13 protein-coding genes are annotated in these 15,679 nt (G+C 42.6%); 12 read left to right on the top strand and 1 reads right to left on the bottom strand.

The annotated features are described in order from the left end of the window. Nucleotides 1–63: 63 nt before the first annotated feature. On the top strand, nt 64–2,967 hold the full coding sequence (locus MHI11_RS04720) for a 5'-nucleotidase C-terminal domain-containing protein (RefSeq protein ID WP_340960532.1): 2,904 nt from the start codon (nt 64–66) through the stop codon (nt 2,965–2,967). 46 nt (nt 2,968–3,013) lie between these two features. Then, entirely contained in the window at nt 3,014–3,580 is a 567-nt protein-coding gene (locus tag MHI11_RS04725; RefSeq protein ID WP_340960533.1) for a class D sortase, read from the top strand. A gap of 36 nt (nt 3,581–3,616) precedes the next feature. On the opposite strand, the gene MHI11_RS04730 is transcribed toward MHI11_RS04725, so the two are convergent. Beyond that, nucleotides 3,617–4,525, bottom strand: coding sequence for an RluA family pseudouridine synthase (locus MHI11_RS04730; protein WP_340960534.1), 909 nt, complete (start codon nt 4,523–4,525; stop codon nt 3,617–3,619). 108 nt (nt 4,526–4,633) lie between these two features. On the opposite strand from MHI11_RS04730, the gene MHI11_RS04735 reads away from it, so the two are divergent. The 10 genes from MHI11_RS04735 (at nt 4,634) to glpK (ending at nt 15,561) form a co-directional block, all read left to right on the top strand. Beyond that, nucleotides 4,634–4,984, top strand: a complete 351-nt coding sequence (locus tag MHI11_RS04735) for a DUF5365 family protein (protein ID WP_003212251.1) — start codon at nt 4,634–4,636, stop codon at nt 4,982–4,984. 330 nt (nt 4,985–5,314) lie between these two features. Next, nucleotides 5,315–5,980, top strand: a complete 666-nt coding sequence (locus MHI11_RS04740) for an HAD family hydrolase (RefSeq protein WP_003211898.1) — start codon at nt 5,315–5,317, stop codon at nt 5,978–5,980. Between the two features lie 15 nt (nt 5,981–5,995). Continuing rightward, nucleotides 5,996–7,534, top strand: a complete 1,539-nt coding sequence (locus MHI11_RS04745) for a bifunctional GNAT family N-acetyltransferase/carbon-nitrogen hydrolase family protein (RefSeq protein ID WP_003211656.1) — start codon at nt 5,996–5,998, stop codon at nt 7,532–7,534. Nucleotides 7,535–7,662: 128 nt separating this feature from the next. Continuing rightward, a complete protein-coding gene (locus MHI11_RS04750; protein WP_065098957.1) occupies nt 7,663–8,079 on the top strand; it encodes a VOC family protein in 417 nt (138 codons plus the stop codon). An 88-nt stretch (nt 8,080–8,167) separates the two neighbouring features. Further along, on the top strand, nt 8,168–9,085 hold the full coding sequence (locus MHI11_RS04755) for an AEC family transporter (RefSeq protein WP_065098969.1): 918 nt from the start codon (nt 8,168–8,170) through the stop codon (nt 9,083–9,085). A 32-nt stretch (nt 9,086–9,117) separates the two neighbouring features. Then, nucleotides 9,118–10,710: a PucR family transcriptional regulator gene (locus tag MHI11_RS04760; protein WP_065098956.1), complete on the top strand. Its 1,593-nt coding sequence runs from the start codon at nt 9,118–9,120 to the stop codon at nt 10,708–10,710. 230 nt (nt 10,711–10,940) lie between these two features. Continuing rightward, nucleotides 10,941–12,281 (top strand): aspartate aminotransferase family protein, encoded by a 1,341-nt coding sequence (locus MHI11_RS04765; RefSeq protein ID WP_044140636.1) that lies wholly within the window; start codon nt 10,941–10,943, stop codon nt 12,279–12,281. Between the two features lie 182 nt (nt 12,282–12,463). Next, complete coding sequence (locus MHI11_RS04770; protein ID WP_003212480.1) at nt 12,464–13,021, top strand: glycerol-3-phosphate responsive antiterminator; 558 nt, start codon at nt 12,464–12,466, stop codon at nt 13,019–13,021. Nucleotides 13,022–13,233: 212 nt separating this feature from the next. Next, nucleotides 13,234–14,049, top strand: coding sequence for an MIP/aquaporin family protein (locus MHI11_RS04775; protein WP_065098955.1), 816 nt, complete (start codon nt 13,234–13,236; stop codon nt 14,047–14,049). A 15-nt stretch (nt 14,050–14,064) separates the two neighbouring features. Continuing rightward, nucleotides 14,065–15,561 (top strand): glycerol kinase GlpK, encoded by a 1,497-nt coding sequence (glpK, locus tag MHI11_RS04780; RefSeq protein ID WP_044140635.1) that lies wholly within the window; start codon nt 14,065–14,067, stop codon nt 15,559–15,561. Nucleotides 15,562–15,679 lie beyond the last annotated feature (118 nt).

Here is a 15,679-nt window from a genome sequence, read left to right on the forward strand (position 1 = left end):
CCATTCAACATCAATATTTACTTTGTACACTATGAGAGATGAAGCGCAAAGGGGAGAGGTCTAATGAAACGAATGCTATCTATTCGAATGATTTGTTGTTTGGTTTTGGTGATCTTTAGTTTGCAATCCTTATTGCCTGGTATGTCCGCAGGGAACGAGGTCAATGCATCTGAAAAGAAAGAAATGGTGTGGAAACAAAAAAAGATTGTGCACATCAAAAAAGCCCGTCAGCTCATAGGAGAGACCGTGACAGTGAGCGGAATTGTGACAGCAGATCAATCAGCTGTAGGCAATGGGAAACTGTCCACATACATTCAAGACAAATCAGCTGGAATCAATGTTTATTCAGCGCAGCCCAATCACTTCCCGGAACTAAAAGCAGGGATGAAGGTGACAGTGACTGGTAAAATTACGTCTTATAAAGGACTGATTGAAATTGTGCCAGATCAAGGCAGTCTGAAGGTAGATGCTGTGAACCAAACCTTGCCAAAGGTGAAACGAGTGTCTGTGAAGCAGCTAGAAACGGAACAAGCAGGTAAGCATGAAGGAAGATTAGTGAAGGTCAAAGGTTATGTAGAAACAAAACCAGCGCAGCCGGCTGGCGGTGGATACAATGTAGTGATCATTGATAAAAAATATCACAGCACCACTTTGAGAGTGATGGTCGATACGAATGCGATTGATAAAGTAAAGACAGGAAAATGGTACGAGTTTACAGGGGTGTTAAGCAGGTATGATACGTTGCAGTTGCTTCCAAGACATAAGGATGATATCAACCTGCTGAAACGTCAGCCAAAGCCGCCAAAGATGAAGAAAGAATACAAAGCAACGGTTGACCGTGTGGTGGATGGAGATACGATTCATCTAAAGAAGCCCGTTCTAGGTACAACAAAGGTGCGTTTTGTGAATATGGACACGCCGGAAACGTATCATCAGCCAAAAAGTGAACTAGACAAAAACCAATTGCGTTTTGGACAGCAAGCGACTGACTATTTAAAAACACTACTTTCAAGCGGTGACCAAGTCACATTAAAGATTGGTCCTGAAGCGAAAGATAACTATGGACGTCTTTTAGCTCAAGTGAAAACCAAAAAAGGGTTAAATACAAATCTAGAGCTTGTGAAAAAAGGATATGCCCCTACTTATTTCATCTGGCCAGTTGGAGATGAAAAGGACTATCATACGTTTCAAAAAGCAGTAAAAGAAGCAAAGGAAAAAGGACTGGGCATATGGAACGAAGCGGATCCTCTGCTGGAACAGCCATTTGAATTTAGAGCACGTGAACAGAAAAAAGGACTGACACGCTATGTTGGTGATTCATCTGTCAAAACCTACGTGTCCCCTGACAAATGGAAAGAAATCGATGTGGATAAACGGATCTTTTTTGCTTCCAAAGAAGAAGCAGAGCAGGCTGGTTATCAGCCGGCAAAGGATGCGGACGACGTACCATTAACGATTTTAAGTTTGAATGATTTATACGGTAAAATTGATCAAGAATACGAATTGGATCTAAAAGATGATGGCAATAAAGGCATGTATGGGCGGTTGGATTATGTCGCGGCCTATATGAAGCAAAAACAAGCAGCGCACAAAAATACGATCACGGTCCATGCTGGAGATATGATTGGCGGGAGCTCTCCAATATCTTCTCTTCTGCAAGATGAACCAACCGTTGAACTCATGGAGAACATTGGCTTTGATGTCGGCACGGTCGGCAACCATGAATTCGATGAAGGCGTAGACGAGCTATTGCGTATCTTAAATGGCGGAGATCATCCTAAAGGCACAAAGGGGTATGACGGACAGAACTTTCCGCTCGTTTGTGCGAACTGTGAATACAAGGATACTGGCAAACCGCTTTTACCGGCTTATGAAATCATCGATGTCGAAGGAATCCCAGTCGCATTTATCGGCGTTGTGACCAAGTCAGCCGCAGGAATGGTCATGCCAGAAGGGATTAAAGACATTCAGTTTACAGATGAAGTCAAAGCTGTGAATGAAGCCACGAAGGAATTAAAACAAAAAGGAGTTAAAGCTATAGCGGTTTTAGCTCATATGACAGCCTCTCAAAATGGCGATACGATCACCGGGGAGAGTGTAAAGCTTGCCAAAGAAGGTGATGATGAAATTGACGTCATCTTTGCAGGGCATAATCACGAAGTGGTCAATGGAGAGGTCAATGGAAAATTAATTGTGCAAGCCTTTGAATACGGGAAGGCGATTGGCGAAGTTAATGTGACACTTGACCGTAAAACGAAGGATATCGTCAAAAAAAGTGCGAATATCCAGTATGTAGATCAATCTGATATAGAAAAGGACAAGGAAGCAGCAGACATCTTGGCTCATTACGGGAAAGAAGTGGAGCCGATTATTAGTGAGGTTGTTGGAGAAGCCGGGGTCAAAATGGAAGGCGGCTATTCAAATGATGGAGACACGCCGCTTGGTAATTTGATTGCGGATGGTATGAGATATTCAATGAAAAGTGACTTTGCCATGATGAATGGAGGCGGCATTAGGCAAAACCTTGAAAAAGGGCCGATAACATGGGGAGATCTCTTTAATATTCAGCCATTTGGCAACGTTTTAGTCAAACTAGAGATCAAGGGAAAAGACTTAGTAGAGATCATAGAAGCACAAATTTCTCCGCAATTTGGACCAGATTATAGCATTTCAGGCTTTTCATATTCCTATGATCCTGTAACATATAAAGTAGTCGACTTGAAGCTGCCAGATGGTTCAGCCGTAGCTCTCGATCAAACGTATACACTCACTGTGAATAACTTCATGGCAACTGCAACTGGCAGTAAATATGCACCAATAGGCAGGCTTGGGCAAAACCCTGAAACAGGCCCAGAAGACTTAGAAGCCACTGTCGATTTTGTGAAAAGCTTTGAGGGGGCTTCCATTTTGTATCAAAAAGAAGGACGAATTCAAAAAGCAAAACAAGAAGAAAAAGCAGCAAGCTAAAAAGCGTATCATCTAAGAGAAACGTAACAGGCAAAGGAGTTTAAGCATGAAAAAGTGGCTTGCACTGACTGTGATGACAGCCGGGATTGTGCTGCTCGGCTGGGGAATTTGGCAAATCGCCTCTACTCATCTTCAAACAGCCCAATCATTAGACGAAGCGAAGAAGGTCGTGGCGGACGATCAAGGGATGTCCAAGAAGCAGTTTGCTCCAGAAGTGGGGAAAGCTTCTGGCATTCTGACGATTCCAAAATTAAAAGCAGACCTACCAATTGTCGAAGGGACGGATGCGGAAGACCTTGCAAAGGGAGTAGGACACTACAAAGACAGTTATTATCCGGATCAAAATGGACAAATCGTCCTTTCTGGCCATCGTGACACGGTGTTTCGCCGGACAGGCGAACTGGATATTGGAGATCAGCTGAAAATCACTGTGCCGTATGGTGAATTTATATATGAAATCACACATACGAAAATTGTCGATCAGCATGATACATCCATCATTACGTTGCAGAATGAAAAGGAAGAGCTGATATTAACCACATGCTATCCTTTTCATATCGTCGGCAATGCGCCAGAGCGGTATATTATTTATGCAAAAAGAGTGTCTGAATAAAGAAAAAGAGCCTGCTTTCAAACGCAGGCTCTTTTGTTAATGGATGATTTGACTCATGAGCTGGTCCAAATCAGGTGGTAGAGGTGCTTCGATGATCAGATGCTCACCTGTAAAAGGATGTTTCATGTCTACTTGCTTGGCGTGAAGAGCACACCTGTTGATGTAATCACGAACTCCGTCATATAATGTATCCCCAGCTAGTGGATGCCCGAGACTGCTCAGGTGGACACGAATTTGATGCGTTCTACCCGTTTCTAAATGAAGTTTAACGGCTGTCAGTTGCAGACGTTTATTCATGTCCATGACCTGAAAATGAGTAACAGCTTTTTGCCCATTAGGGGAGATTCTTCGTCTGACTGCATGGTGTTTGTCACGGCCGATCGCTGCCTCGATGGTGCCTTTCTTTTTTTTGAAAAGTCCCTCTGCGATGGCGATGTATGTGCGTTTGATTGTTTTTTTAGAAAGCATTTGATCAAGAGCCGCATGGGCTAACCTATGCTTTGCAAAAATGACGGTGCCGCTCGTGTCTTGATCTAGCCTGTGGATATGTCTTACCCGCTTTTCTTCTCCATTTGCTTGAAAATGGAATGCCACAAGATTTGCCAGTGTGCCTGTTTGTCCTTGTTCATTCGGATGAGTTGGCCGGCCGGCAGGTTTTTGCACAATTAATAAATGCTCGTCCTCAAAGAGTACCTCTAATTCACCGTATTCTGGTGTTACATCACTTTCTTCTGTTTCAAATAAATCAATGATGATCTGATCGCCTTGACTGACTTTAGCCGCGTGATGGGCAGGCTTTTGATTTAAACGAACTTTTTGATGCTCCATCCAAAAATGAATAATCGGTTTTGATGCAGAGACGGCTGTCTTTAAAAAATGACTGAGTGAAGTGTGATGATACTGCTCGTCTACTTTGAGTGAGAGCGTGTGTCCTTTTATGATCATGATATCCGTTCCTCTCTATGGGTATATATAGGAAACACTTACCTTGGCGAACGCCTTTTTTTCTGTGCTATTCTGAATGGAGAATAACGACAGAGAGGTAGATGTCACGTGAGATTAATGAAAGCTGCTACAGACCTGCAAGAGCAGGCAATTGAAGAAATATCAAAGGATGTTGAAGATCTTCTTTCTCATGCTGTCAATGGACAGCAACGGGATATGCGTCAAAAAGATCGCTCCCTTACCTTTATTGATGGCGTATATAACGGGACGATGGACGATGCTTTTCGTATTTTATCGGGACTTCAGCTATTACATACCATCATTGTAAAACCGAAACGTCATCTCACCAAACGAGATCGTGAACTATTCGAACGAAACCGTGAGCAGGTCAATGCCTGCGGCTTTTCTTTTCCGTTTGATCTAGACGATTTTGCCAGCCGTCACCTTCAAAATGCGTAAAAGATGGTGTGAACTTCCTTGTTAACTTACAAGGACCTCGCACATACTATTTTTAAGGGAACGGAGAAACCTTTAAGATCTGTAATACCAAACCCGCTCTTTTTCAACATCGCCTATTTCTCCACGAATCGGAGCGCTTGGATCTCTTGCAGAATGAACCGAACATGGGTAGGAGCCTGACAAAACGGTGCAGGCTCCTGACAAAACGGTGCAGGCTCCTTTTATACATAATCATTTTAGCAGACATTCATCTTTGAAAGTCAATTTTATTCACGATATGATAGCATTGAGTATATCTTTAAGACTTTTGTAAAAAAAGGAGTGGCCTCGTTGGTAAAGGCGATTATATTTGATTTTGACGGATTAATTTTAGATACAGAAACACATGAATATGAGGTTTTACAAGAAATGTTTGCGGAGCATGAGTCAGATCTGCCTCTTTCCGTATGGGGCAAGGTCATTGGTACGCAGGCAGGCTTTAAGCCATTTGAATATTTGGAAAAGCAGCTAGGGAAGACGCTGGATCATGAGACACTCACAGCAGATCGGCGTTCTCGTTTTCAAAAAAGAATGAAGGACGAATCAGCAAGACCTGGTGTAGAAGCTTATTTAGAAGCAGCAAAGGAGCTGGGGATCAAGATTGGACTTGCTTCCAGCTCAGACTATAAATGGGTGTCTGATCACCTGAAGCAGATTGGTCTTTTCGACTATTTTGAATGTATCCGCACGTCAGATGATGTGGAAGAAGTGAAACCAAATCCAGAGCTCTATTTGCAAACCGCACGCTGCTTAGGGGTAGAGCCAAAAGATTGTGTGGCATTTGAGGATTCTGTAAATGGATCAGTAGCTGCCAAACGGGCAGGTATGAAATGTGTCATCGTCCCAAACAAAGTGACGAGCACGCTGCAATTTGAAGAATATGATGTCAGATTAGAATCCATGGCTGAAATCGAATTGCTCCAGCTATTCCATCAGCTTGAAAAAGAGGATCAGTAAGGGGGCAAATACATCATGGCAGAAAAACTAGACTTAACGCGGTTTGAAAAAAGAATAGTGATCCGTAATATCCATGAAGAGGATATTGATCGAATCATTGCCTTACAAGAGGTATGTTTTCCGGGCATGGATCCTTGGAAACGGGAGCATCTTGAAAGCCACCTTGAGCATTTCCCAGAAGGACAGTTTTGTGCTGAATTCGAGGGGGAAATCATTGGCTCTTGTTCAAGTTTATTAATTAACTTTGATGAATACGATGATCGCCACACGTGGCAGGACATTACAGATGATGGGTACATCACAAACCATAATCCTGATGGGATGAATATGTACGGAATCGAAGTCATGGTGAGTCCTGAGTACCGCCGCATGAAAATTGGACATCGTTTGTATGAAGCAAGAAAAGACTTAGCAAGAAGATTAAATTTAAAAAGCATCATCATTGGCGGACGCATTCCGAATTATCATAAATACCAAGAGGAAATGACGCCTCGCCAGTATGTAGAGCAGGTCACGATTCACCAAATCTATGATCCCGTTTTATCTTTTCAGCTGTTAAATGAATTTAGTCTCATGCGGATCAATCCGAATTACTTGCCTGATGATAAAGCATCCAGCACGTATGCGACGTTAATGGAATGGAACAATGTCGATTATCGCCCGCAATCGAAAAGATATTTTAAATCGGCGTTCCCTGTTCGAATTTGTGTGATTCAATATGCGATGAAACAAATTCACTCCTTTGAAGAATTTATGAATCAGGTCGAGTATTATGTGGATGTCGCATCAGATGCATCAGCTGACTTTGCGGTATTCCCAGAAATTTTCACGACGCAGCTCATGTCTTATTTAGAAGAGCGGTCACCAAGTCTTGCTGTGCAGCGAATCACGGAATATACCGAGGACTACATTAATTTGTTCACAGACCTTTCTGTGAAATATAACATTAATATCATCGGCGGGTCCCACTTTGTAGAAGAGGAAGGGAAAATCTACAATATCGCCTATTTATTTAGACGTGATGGAACGATTGAAAAGCAATATAAGCTTCATATCACGCCGAATGAAAGAAAATGGTGGGGGATTTCAGCTGGTGACCAGGTTCGGGTATTTGATACGGACTGCGGAAAAATTGCGATCCAAATTTGCTATGATATTGAATTTCCTGAGCTTGCACGGATCGCAGCTGACAAAGGAGCGAAAATTATTTTCACTCCGTTCTGTACAGAAGACCGCCAAGGCTATTTAAGAGTACGTTACTGTGCACAGGCGAGAGCGGTTGAAAACCAGATTTATACCGTCATCTCGGGAACAGTTGGCAACCTTCCGCAAACCGAAAATATGGATGTTCAATATGCGCAATCGGCTATATTTGCCCCATCAGACTTTGAATTTGCAAGAGATGGGATTGTAGGAGAGTGTAATCCAAACATTGAGATGGTCGTCGTAGGTGATGTCGATTTAGAAATTTTAAGAAGACAAAGACAAGATGGAACCGTACGTCAGCTGAAAGACCGAAGAAGAGACGTGTACCATATTGAATATAAGAAATAATGAAAAGAAGCGCCTATTGTTGAGGCGCTTCTTTTTGATGACATCAGATTTTTTCAATTGCCAAAGGGATGCTGGAGAAAAAGCTGAATATACTGAAAGGAGATTATGTGTTCAAAAAGGAGAGGAACATGGGGCGACAATCTAAACATCTGTATATCAATTTGCCGGTAAATCATGTGAAGGAATCTATCGCTTTTTTTGAGCAGCTGGGCTTTGACTTTGAGCAGCAGTTCACGAATGATCAGGCGGCCTGTTTGGTCATTGATGACACGATCACCGTTATGCTGTTATCTCTTAGGCATTTTCAATCCATCTCAGAGAAACAATTAGTGGATGCAAAAAAGGCATCAGAGGTGATTATCTCTATGCGCGTTCATTCACGAGAAGAGGTCGATGAGCTTGTCGAACAGGCAATGGCGGCAGGGGGTTCACCGTTTAAGGAAAAGCAGGATCATGAGTTCATGTATGGGTGGAGCTTTCAGGATCTTGATGGTCATTTGTGGGAAGTGTTTTATATGGATGAGGAAAGAAGCGGCCTTTCATAAGGGTGCTTCTTTTTTATTGTTTATCAGTGGTATGATAATGAGGAAGCAGAAGGAATCTGGAATTCAACTAGAGAAAAGTAGGTGCAACATGGAGTTTTTACTTGTCTTACTGCCAGTGTTCGGCATATTCCTGATCGGGTATATCGGGCAGAAGGCGATTGGTTTTGACATACATACGCTCTCATCAATGTCTTTATATTTAATGTCACCATTTCTTGCGTTTGAAACCTTTTATCAAAACAAAGTGTCGATGGACTATGTGTATTTATCCATTTTTGTTGTCGGGCTTTGTCTTGCACTTATTTTATGTGTCTTTATTTTATCTCGTATTTATGGGTATTCGAATGAAACGTATTGCGCCATGATTCTGTCGTCAGCTTTTATGAACAATGGAAACTATGGCACGCCTGTTGTGCTTCTTGTCTTCGGAGCCGTAGGTTTGGATATTGCGATTGTGTTGATGGTGCTGCAGCAGCTTGTCATGAGTACAATCGGCATGTATTATGCAGCAAAGGGCGGAGAGGATGCGGGAGATGGAAAGGTCGTCTTGAAAAAAGTGCTGCGTATGCCAGTTGCTTACGGGGCACTCATCGGTCTATTATTTCAGCTGATTGACCTTTCATTACCTAAAGAGCTGATGACGGGTATTCAGCTTGTCGGGAATGCTGCCATACCGACGATTATGCTTATTTTAGGTATGCAGCTTGCTGTGATCTCTTTTAAGCAAGTGGATTATCGCAATATTTCTTATGCTGTATTGCTGAAGCTGTTTATCTCCCCACTTATTGCATTTGGCTTTACGCTTATTTTACCGGTAGACGATATGGTGAAACAAATTATGATTTTAGTGGCAGCCATGCCGACAGCAGCAAATACCACGCTGATGGCTGTACAATTTCGAACGAAGCCTGAGTTTGTTTCAAGCACGACATTTCTCAGTACAATCTTAAGTATCGTGACATTACCAGTTTTATTATGGATTTTATCCATGCACCCTCTGGGATAGTGGATAGGCGGCAAACAAAGGGGGACATATGAATGAATGTAGATGTTCATTTCCAAGTGAGTGACGTGTTGAAAACGAAGCATTTTGCGCATGCAAAAGTGTTAGCAGGGGAAAAAGGATTGTTTCGGCAGGTCAAATGGATACATGTGTTAGAAGTGCCTGATGTAGAGGATTTATTAAATGGAGGCGAGCTGATATTAACGACAGCCGCAGGCTTCCATGATCAACTGGATGTGTTTCAAGCGTTTTTACGACAGCTGATTGATTCAGGGGCGGCCGGCTTGTGTATTGAATTTGTTCCGCTAAGATTCGAAGTGCCGGAAGAATTGCTGACCTATGCAGAAGAAAGAGATTTTCCGCTTATTCTGTTTACAAAAGAAGTGAAGTTCGTCAACATCACGCAGCATCTTCATACGATGATGATCGAGCGTCAGTATCAAATGATGGCTGATTTAGAAGCACTATCATCAAAGCTGAATGAGCTTTTACTGACCCCGCATCCGCAGATGGATATTTTGGATCAAGTGTATCAGCACGTAAGGGGGATTCTTTTACTCCTCCCTGTTCAGGGCGAGCCGATTATTTTATGTGATTCTTCCAAACAAACCGAAGAACTGGTCATGAATTATTTGCAGTTTGCTTCTGTGCCAAAAGGATACGAAGTGACACAAAAACAAGTGCTTGCGCTCAAACAAACATTTGCAGATCTTGTGCTCATTCATCAAGCGGACACTCTCTCTGAATTCGAACTGCTTGTGATGGATAAAGGAGCGAATGCTCTAGCCCAGCAAATATTAAGAGAGCTTTATACAGAAGAGCTGAAGAAGACAAAAGAAATTGAATGGCTGCAAAAATGGTTTCAAGAAGAGCATACAGAACAAGAGATCATAGAGCACCTTGAAGAAACAGAAGGGGTGAAAAAGCCAACTGGCTGCGTAGTCTTGCTCTTTCAAAAGCATCATCAAATTGAAGAAATCGCAGGGAATCTTTACTTTCTTGTCTCTTGCCGCTCCATTTTTCAGCGTGCGGGTTTCCATCTGATTGCATATGAGCATCAAGAACAAACCTTGTTTATTTTATTAAACACGAGAAAGAAAGAGGACTGGAAAGAGCGTGCAGAAAAGGCTGCAAACGACATCAAACAATTGTATGACCGAGAGCAGCCCCGAGGGGCCGAGATCAATTTTGGTATCGGGCAATATTGTGAAAAGTTTCAGCACATGAGAAAAAGCTTTCAAGCAGCCAAAGAAGTGCTGCATTTAAAAAAAGTGATGCCTCAGCGGATGGAAAGTCCATTTTACCAAGATCTACATATGCTCCGCCTCATGCCCATGATGAAGGAAAGCGGTTTGCTTGAATGTATGGTGAAAGAGTATTTAGAGCCCGTGATTTTATACGATAATCAAAATAACGGGAGACTCTATCAAACGCTGAATTTCTTTTTACAGACAAACGGTTCTAAAAAAGAAACCGCAAGCCAGCTTTATATTGTCAGGCAAACCCTTTATCATAGACTGGATAAACTGCATGCCTTGCTCGGTGAGGATATGATGCAGGCGCCGAAACGACAGGCGCTTGAATTTGCGATTCTTGCTTATGAATTCCTGCAAGGAAATCGACGTTAGCGGAGTGTGTTCCATTTTGCCAAGGCATCAAGAAAAATGTCTTATGCTCGTGTTCAATCAGTTGACGATCTGTCTAATGTAATCGGCCTGCCCCCTTTTTTATAATGAAAGTAACGATTGGTAGTTTCATATGCCTCACGTTTCATCCATATAATGAATGGAGAGGCAATGTGCTGCTGAACTGGTCTAAGCTTCTTTAATGATGAAAACGGATACATGGGGGCGGGAAGATGAAAATACATGAGCAGGCTCAAAATCTTCAGGCGAAAGATGATCAGTTGATCTGGCATCATATGAAGGGGACAAACAAGGAAAATGAAAGTATGGTCATTCACGAGGCAGAAGGCGCATGGGTGACAGATATTCATGGAAATCGCTATTTAGACGGAATGTCAGGCCTTTGGTGTGTAAATGCCGGATATGGCCGGAAAGAGCTTGCAGAAGCGGCGTATAAGCAATTAAAGACAATGCCTTACTATCCGCTTACACAAAGCCACGTGCCGGCGATTCAGCTAGCTGAAAAGCTAAATGAGTGGCTTGGCGGGGACTATGTCATCTTCTTTTCTAACAGCGGTTCTGAAGCCAATGAAGCTGCATTTAAAATGGCCAAACAATATCATGCGCAAAAAGGAGAGAGTGCTAGGACAAAGTTCATCTCCCGGTACCGGTCGTATCACGGCAATACAGCAGCTGCTCTTGCTGCAACCGGTCAAGCGCAGCGTAAATATAAATATGAACCATTAGGTCAGGGCTTTATTCATGTCGCACCGCCTGATGTGTATCGTCATCCTGAGGATCAAGAGAATCTGGCAAGTGCTATGGCAATAGATCAGGCCATGACGTGGGAACTAAGTGAGACGATAGCTGGGGTCATTATGGAGCCGATCATTACGGGCGGAGGTATCCTAATGCCGCCAAAAGGGTATTTGAAGAAGGTCAAAGACATCTGTGAAGCTCATGGAGCGCTTCTCATTGTAGATGAAGTCATCTGCGGATTTGGCCGGACAGGGAAGCGGTTTGGTTTTATGCATGAGGAAGTAAAGCCGGATATTATCACCATGGCAAAAGGGATCACAAGTGGTTATTTACCGCTTTCTGCAACGTGTGTGAAACGAGAAATCTATGAAGCCTATGCAGGAGTAGATACGTATGACAGGCTGCGTCATGTGAATACATTTGGCGGGCACCCTGCTTCCTGTGCGGTGGCACTTGCCAACCTAGAGATTATGGAAAACGAGCAATTAGTTGAACGGTCCGATGCGCTCGGCCGGGATATGCTTGAACGTTTGCAAGAGTTAAAAGAACACCCTTTTGTCGGAGATGTCAGAGGAAAAGGCTTGCTGTTTGGCATAGAGCTTGTTCAGGATCAACAATCCAAAAAACCAGCTGAGCCACATGTCGTCGGTCAATTGATTGCTGAATGTAAAAAACGCGGACTGATCATCGGGAAAAATGGAGATACAGTGGCGGGCTATAATAACGTTGCCCAGCTTGCACCGCCGCTTAATATAACAGATGATGACGCCTCATTTATCATCAATACCTTAAAAGAAAGCATGGCACAGCTATAGCAGAGAGACTTCTCTGCTTTTTTTATCGAATAAAAGTTTGCTTTCCATCATTTTGAGCTAGTTCTATGAAGATGATGTGAGATGAAATCGGTATTGGGCACACTAGGTGTATTGAAAAATAGAAGAGTTTCAATTACTGTTAGGAGAAGACTGATCCAATACACTTTTGAAGGAGACGGCTTATGAGTTTTCATGATCAACCCATTTTACCTGCTGTACGCAATATGAAGCAATTTGAGGAATTTTTAAAAAGTCCATTTACATATGGTGTTTTACTTGATGTTCACTTAGGCCGGCTTAAGGGCATCATGAATGAGGCAAATGCTCATCACAAAAAAATGTTTGTCCATGTCGATCTCATTCACGGGATTAAACATGATGAGTATGGAACGGAATTTATTTGTCAGGAAATGAAGCCAGCAGGAATTATTTCTACTAGGTCTTCTGTCATAGTAAAAGCCAAGCAAAAAAAGGTATATGCCATTCAGCGAATGTTTTTACTTGATACGAGTGCCATGGAAAAAAGCATGGAGTTCGTCGGGAAACATCGTCCAGATTTTATTGAAGTATTGCCGGGCGTCGTGCCAGATTTAATTACAGAAGTGCGCGAGCGAACTGGGATCCCGATTTTTGCAGGCGGATTTATCCGTACAAAAGAAGATGTAGAAAGAGCGCTTGAAGCAGGGGCTACAGCTGTGACGACCTCAAATACCACCCTTTGGAAAGCGTTCCAAAAGTGAAAAGATAAAATGTGAATATTTATTGACAACGTTTTCATTCTCTGATACTATTGCACTAAGTTAATATCATGTGATGGAGAAACGGAGATCCACAACAACGCTTTACTAGGTGACAAATGACCCTGATGTAAAGTATGTTTGTTGTGGATCTTTTTCTTTATCTTTCTACACATTCATAGGGGATGGCAACTGAACCAGAGGAGGAATTTTTCATGACACCATTTTGGGGAGAAGTCGTAGGTACAATGCTGCTCATTATTTTTGGAGGCGGTGTGTGTGCGGCAGTTAATTTAAAGAAATCACTCGCATATCAATCCGGCTGGATTGTAATCGCTTTCGGATGGGGATTTGCAGTAGCCATTGCAGCATATGCAACTGGTGGAATTAGCGGAGCGCATTTAAACCCTGCACTCACAATTGGGCTTGCGCTAGAAGGAAGTTTTCCTTGGGCTGATGTTCCAATGTATATTATTGGTCAAATGCTTGGTGCACTAATAGGGGCTACTATTGTCTTTTTACATTACTTACCGCATTGGAAAGCAACAGATGATCCAGGTGCAAAGCTAGGCGTATTCTCAACTGGTCCTGCGATTCCGCATACTTTTGCAAACGTACTTAGTGAAGTCATCGGTACATTTGTATTGGTTCTAGGAATCTTAGCGATTGGTGCAAATAAATTTGCAGACGGAGTCAATCCGCTGATTGTTGGTTTCTTAATTGTTGCAATTGGTCTTTCTTTAGGTGGAACAACTGGTTATGCAATTAACCCTGCACGTGATTTAGGTCCGAGAATCGCACATGCGATCTTGCCGATTCCAGGGAAAGGCCCATCGAACTGGAAGTATGCTTGGGTGCCAGTCGTTGGTCCAATTTTAGGCGGCGCATTTGGCGGTGTTTTCTACAATGCAGCCTTTAAAGCGAACGTCACACCAGCCTTTTGGATTGTAAGCGTTATTTTAGTTGTGGTATTGTTAGGACTCTATATCACTACGAAAAACCAAACAAATGCTGTAAATGAAAGTATGTAAGGGGAGGAAAACATCATGACAAAAGAAAAATATATTCTTGCATTAGATCAAGGGACAACAAGCACAAGAGCGATCTTATTTGATCAAGAAGGCAAAATTGCACATACAACTCAGAAGGAATTTAATCAATATTTTCCGAACCCAGGCTGGGTAGAACACAATGCAAATGAAATTTGGAGCTCTGTTCTATCGGTCATTTCAACTGCTTTAATTGAATCAGGAATTGAAGCAGACCAAATCGCTGGTATCGGAATTACGAACCAGCGTGAGACAGCGGTTGTTTGGGATAAACATACAGGCGCACCTATTTACAATGCAATTGTTTGGCAGTCAAGACAAACGTCTGGCATTTGTGAAGAGTTAAAAGCGCAAGGACACAGTGAAACGTTTAGAAATAAAACAGGTCTTCTCATCGATGCTTATTTCTCAGGTACAAAAGTAAAATGGATATTAGACAATGTAGAAGGTGCCCGTGAGAAAGCAGAAAATGGCGACTTACTGTTTGGCACAATCGATACTTGGCTTATTTGGAAGATGACAGGCGGTAAATCACACGTCACAGATTACTCCAATGCATCAAGAACATTAATGTTCAATATTTACGATCTGAAATGGGATGAAGAATTACTTGATATCCTTGGCGTACCGGCTTCTATGCTTCCTGAGGTGAAACCATCTTCACACATTTATGGTGAAACAACAGACTATCACTTCTTTGGCAGAAATATTCCGATTGCAGGAGCGGCGGGAGATCAGCAGGCTGCTTTATTCGGTCAGGCTTGCTTTGAAGAAGGAATGGCGAAGAACACATATGGTACAGGATGTTTCATGTTGATGAATACAGGGGAAAAAGCCATTAAGTCGGATCATGGTTTATTAACGACGATTGCATGGGGCATTGACGGCAAAGTTGAATATGCTTTAGAAGGAAGTATTTTCGTTGCTGGCTCAGCGATTCAATGGCTGCGTGATGGACTCAGAATGTTTAAAGACTCGAAAGACAGCGAAGCTTATGCAGAGCGCGTTGAGTCAACAGATGGCGTATACGTCGTTCCGGCATTCGTTGGTCTAGGCACACCATACTGGGATAGTGATGTCAGAGGCGCTGTATTCGGATTAACACGCGGTACTTCTAAAGAGCACTTTGTCCGTGCAACGTTAGAATCACTTGCTTATCAAACGAAAGATGTGTTAGATGCGATGGAAAAGGATTCAAATATTTCATTAAAAACATTGCGTGTAGATGGCGGAGCTGTAAAGAATGATTTCTTAATGGGCTTCCAAAGTGATTTACTGGATGTGCCTGTAGAGCGTCCAGAAATTAATGAAACGACGGCACTCGGTGCGGCCTATCTTGCGGGAATAGCAGTTGGTTTCTGGAACGACCGTTCAGACATTGCAAAACAATGGAACCTTGACAAGCGCTTTGAACCTAAGATGGAAGAAGGCAGCCGTGACTCGTTATATAGCGGGTGGAAAAAGGCTGTAAAAGCAGCTCAAGCTTTCAAATAAACCAAAAGTATGATATACTTCAATTAAGTTAATAGAACGGTTGGAGAACTGGAGAGACCGCAGGCACCGAAGTGTAGAAATACGCTTTGGATGTTTGCGGTCTCTTTTTCTTTACCGT

It is taken from the genome of Bacillus sp. FSL K6-3312 (genome assembly GCF_038007485.1).
Classification (GTDB): Bacteria; Bacillota; Bacilli; order Bacillales; family Bacillaceae; genus Bacillus; species Bacillus pumilus.

Coding starts and splice junctions, on each gene's coding strand:
- glpK (WP_044140635.1), top strand. CDS start 14,065: ATGACAAAAGAAAAATATATTCTTGCATTAGATCAAGGGACAACAAGC.
- MHI11_RS04730 (WP_340960534.1), bottom strand. CDS start 4,525: ATGATCATAAAAGGACACACGCTCTCACTCAAAGTAGACGAGCAGTAT.
- MHI11_RS04745 (WP_003211656.1), top strand. CDS start 5,996: ATGGCAGAAAAACTAGACTTAACGCGGTTTGAAAAAAGAATAGTGATC.
- MHI11_RS04720 (WP_340960532.1), top strand. CDS start 64: ATGAAACGAATGCTATCTATTCGAATGATTTGTTGTTTGGTTTTGGTG.
- MHI11_RS04755 (WP_065098969.1), top strand. CDS start 8,168: ATGGAGTTTTTACTTGTCTTACTGCCAGTGTTCGGCATATTCCTGATC.
- MHI11_RS04770 (WP_003212480.1), top strand. CDS start 12,464: ATGAGTTTTCATGATCAACCCATTTTACCTGCTGTACGCAATATGAAG.
- MHI11_RS04725 (WP_340960533.1), top strand. CDS start 3,014: ATGAAAAAGTGGCTTGCACTGACTGTGATGACAGCCGGGATTGTGCTG.
- MHI11_RS04750 (WP_065098957.1), top strand. CDS start 7,663: ATGGGGCGACAATCTAAACATCTGTATATCAATTTGCCGGTAAATCAT.
- MHI11_RS04775 (WP_065098955.1), top strand. CDS start 13,234: ATGACACCATTTTGGGGAGAAGTCGTAGGTACAATGCTGCTCATTATT.
- MHI11_RS04760 (WP_065098956.1), top strand. CDS start 9,118: ATGAATGTAGATGTTCATTTCCAAGTGAGTGACGTGTTGAAAACGAAG.
- MHI11_RS04765 (WP_044140636.1), top strand. CDS start 10,941: ATGAAAATACATGAGCAGGCTCAAAATCTTCAGGCGAAAGATGATCAG.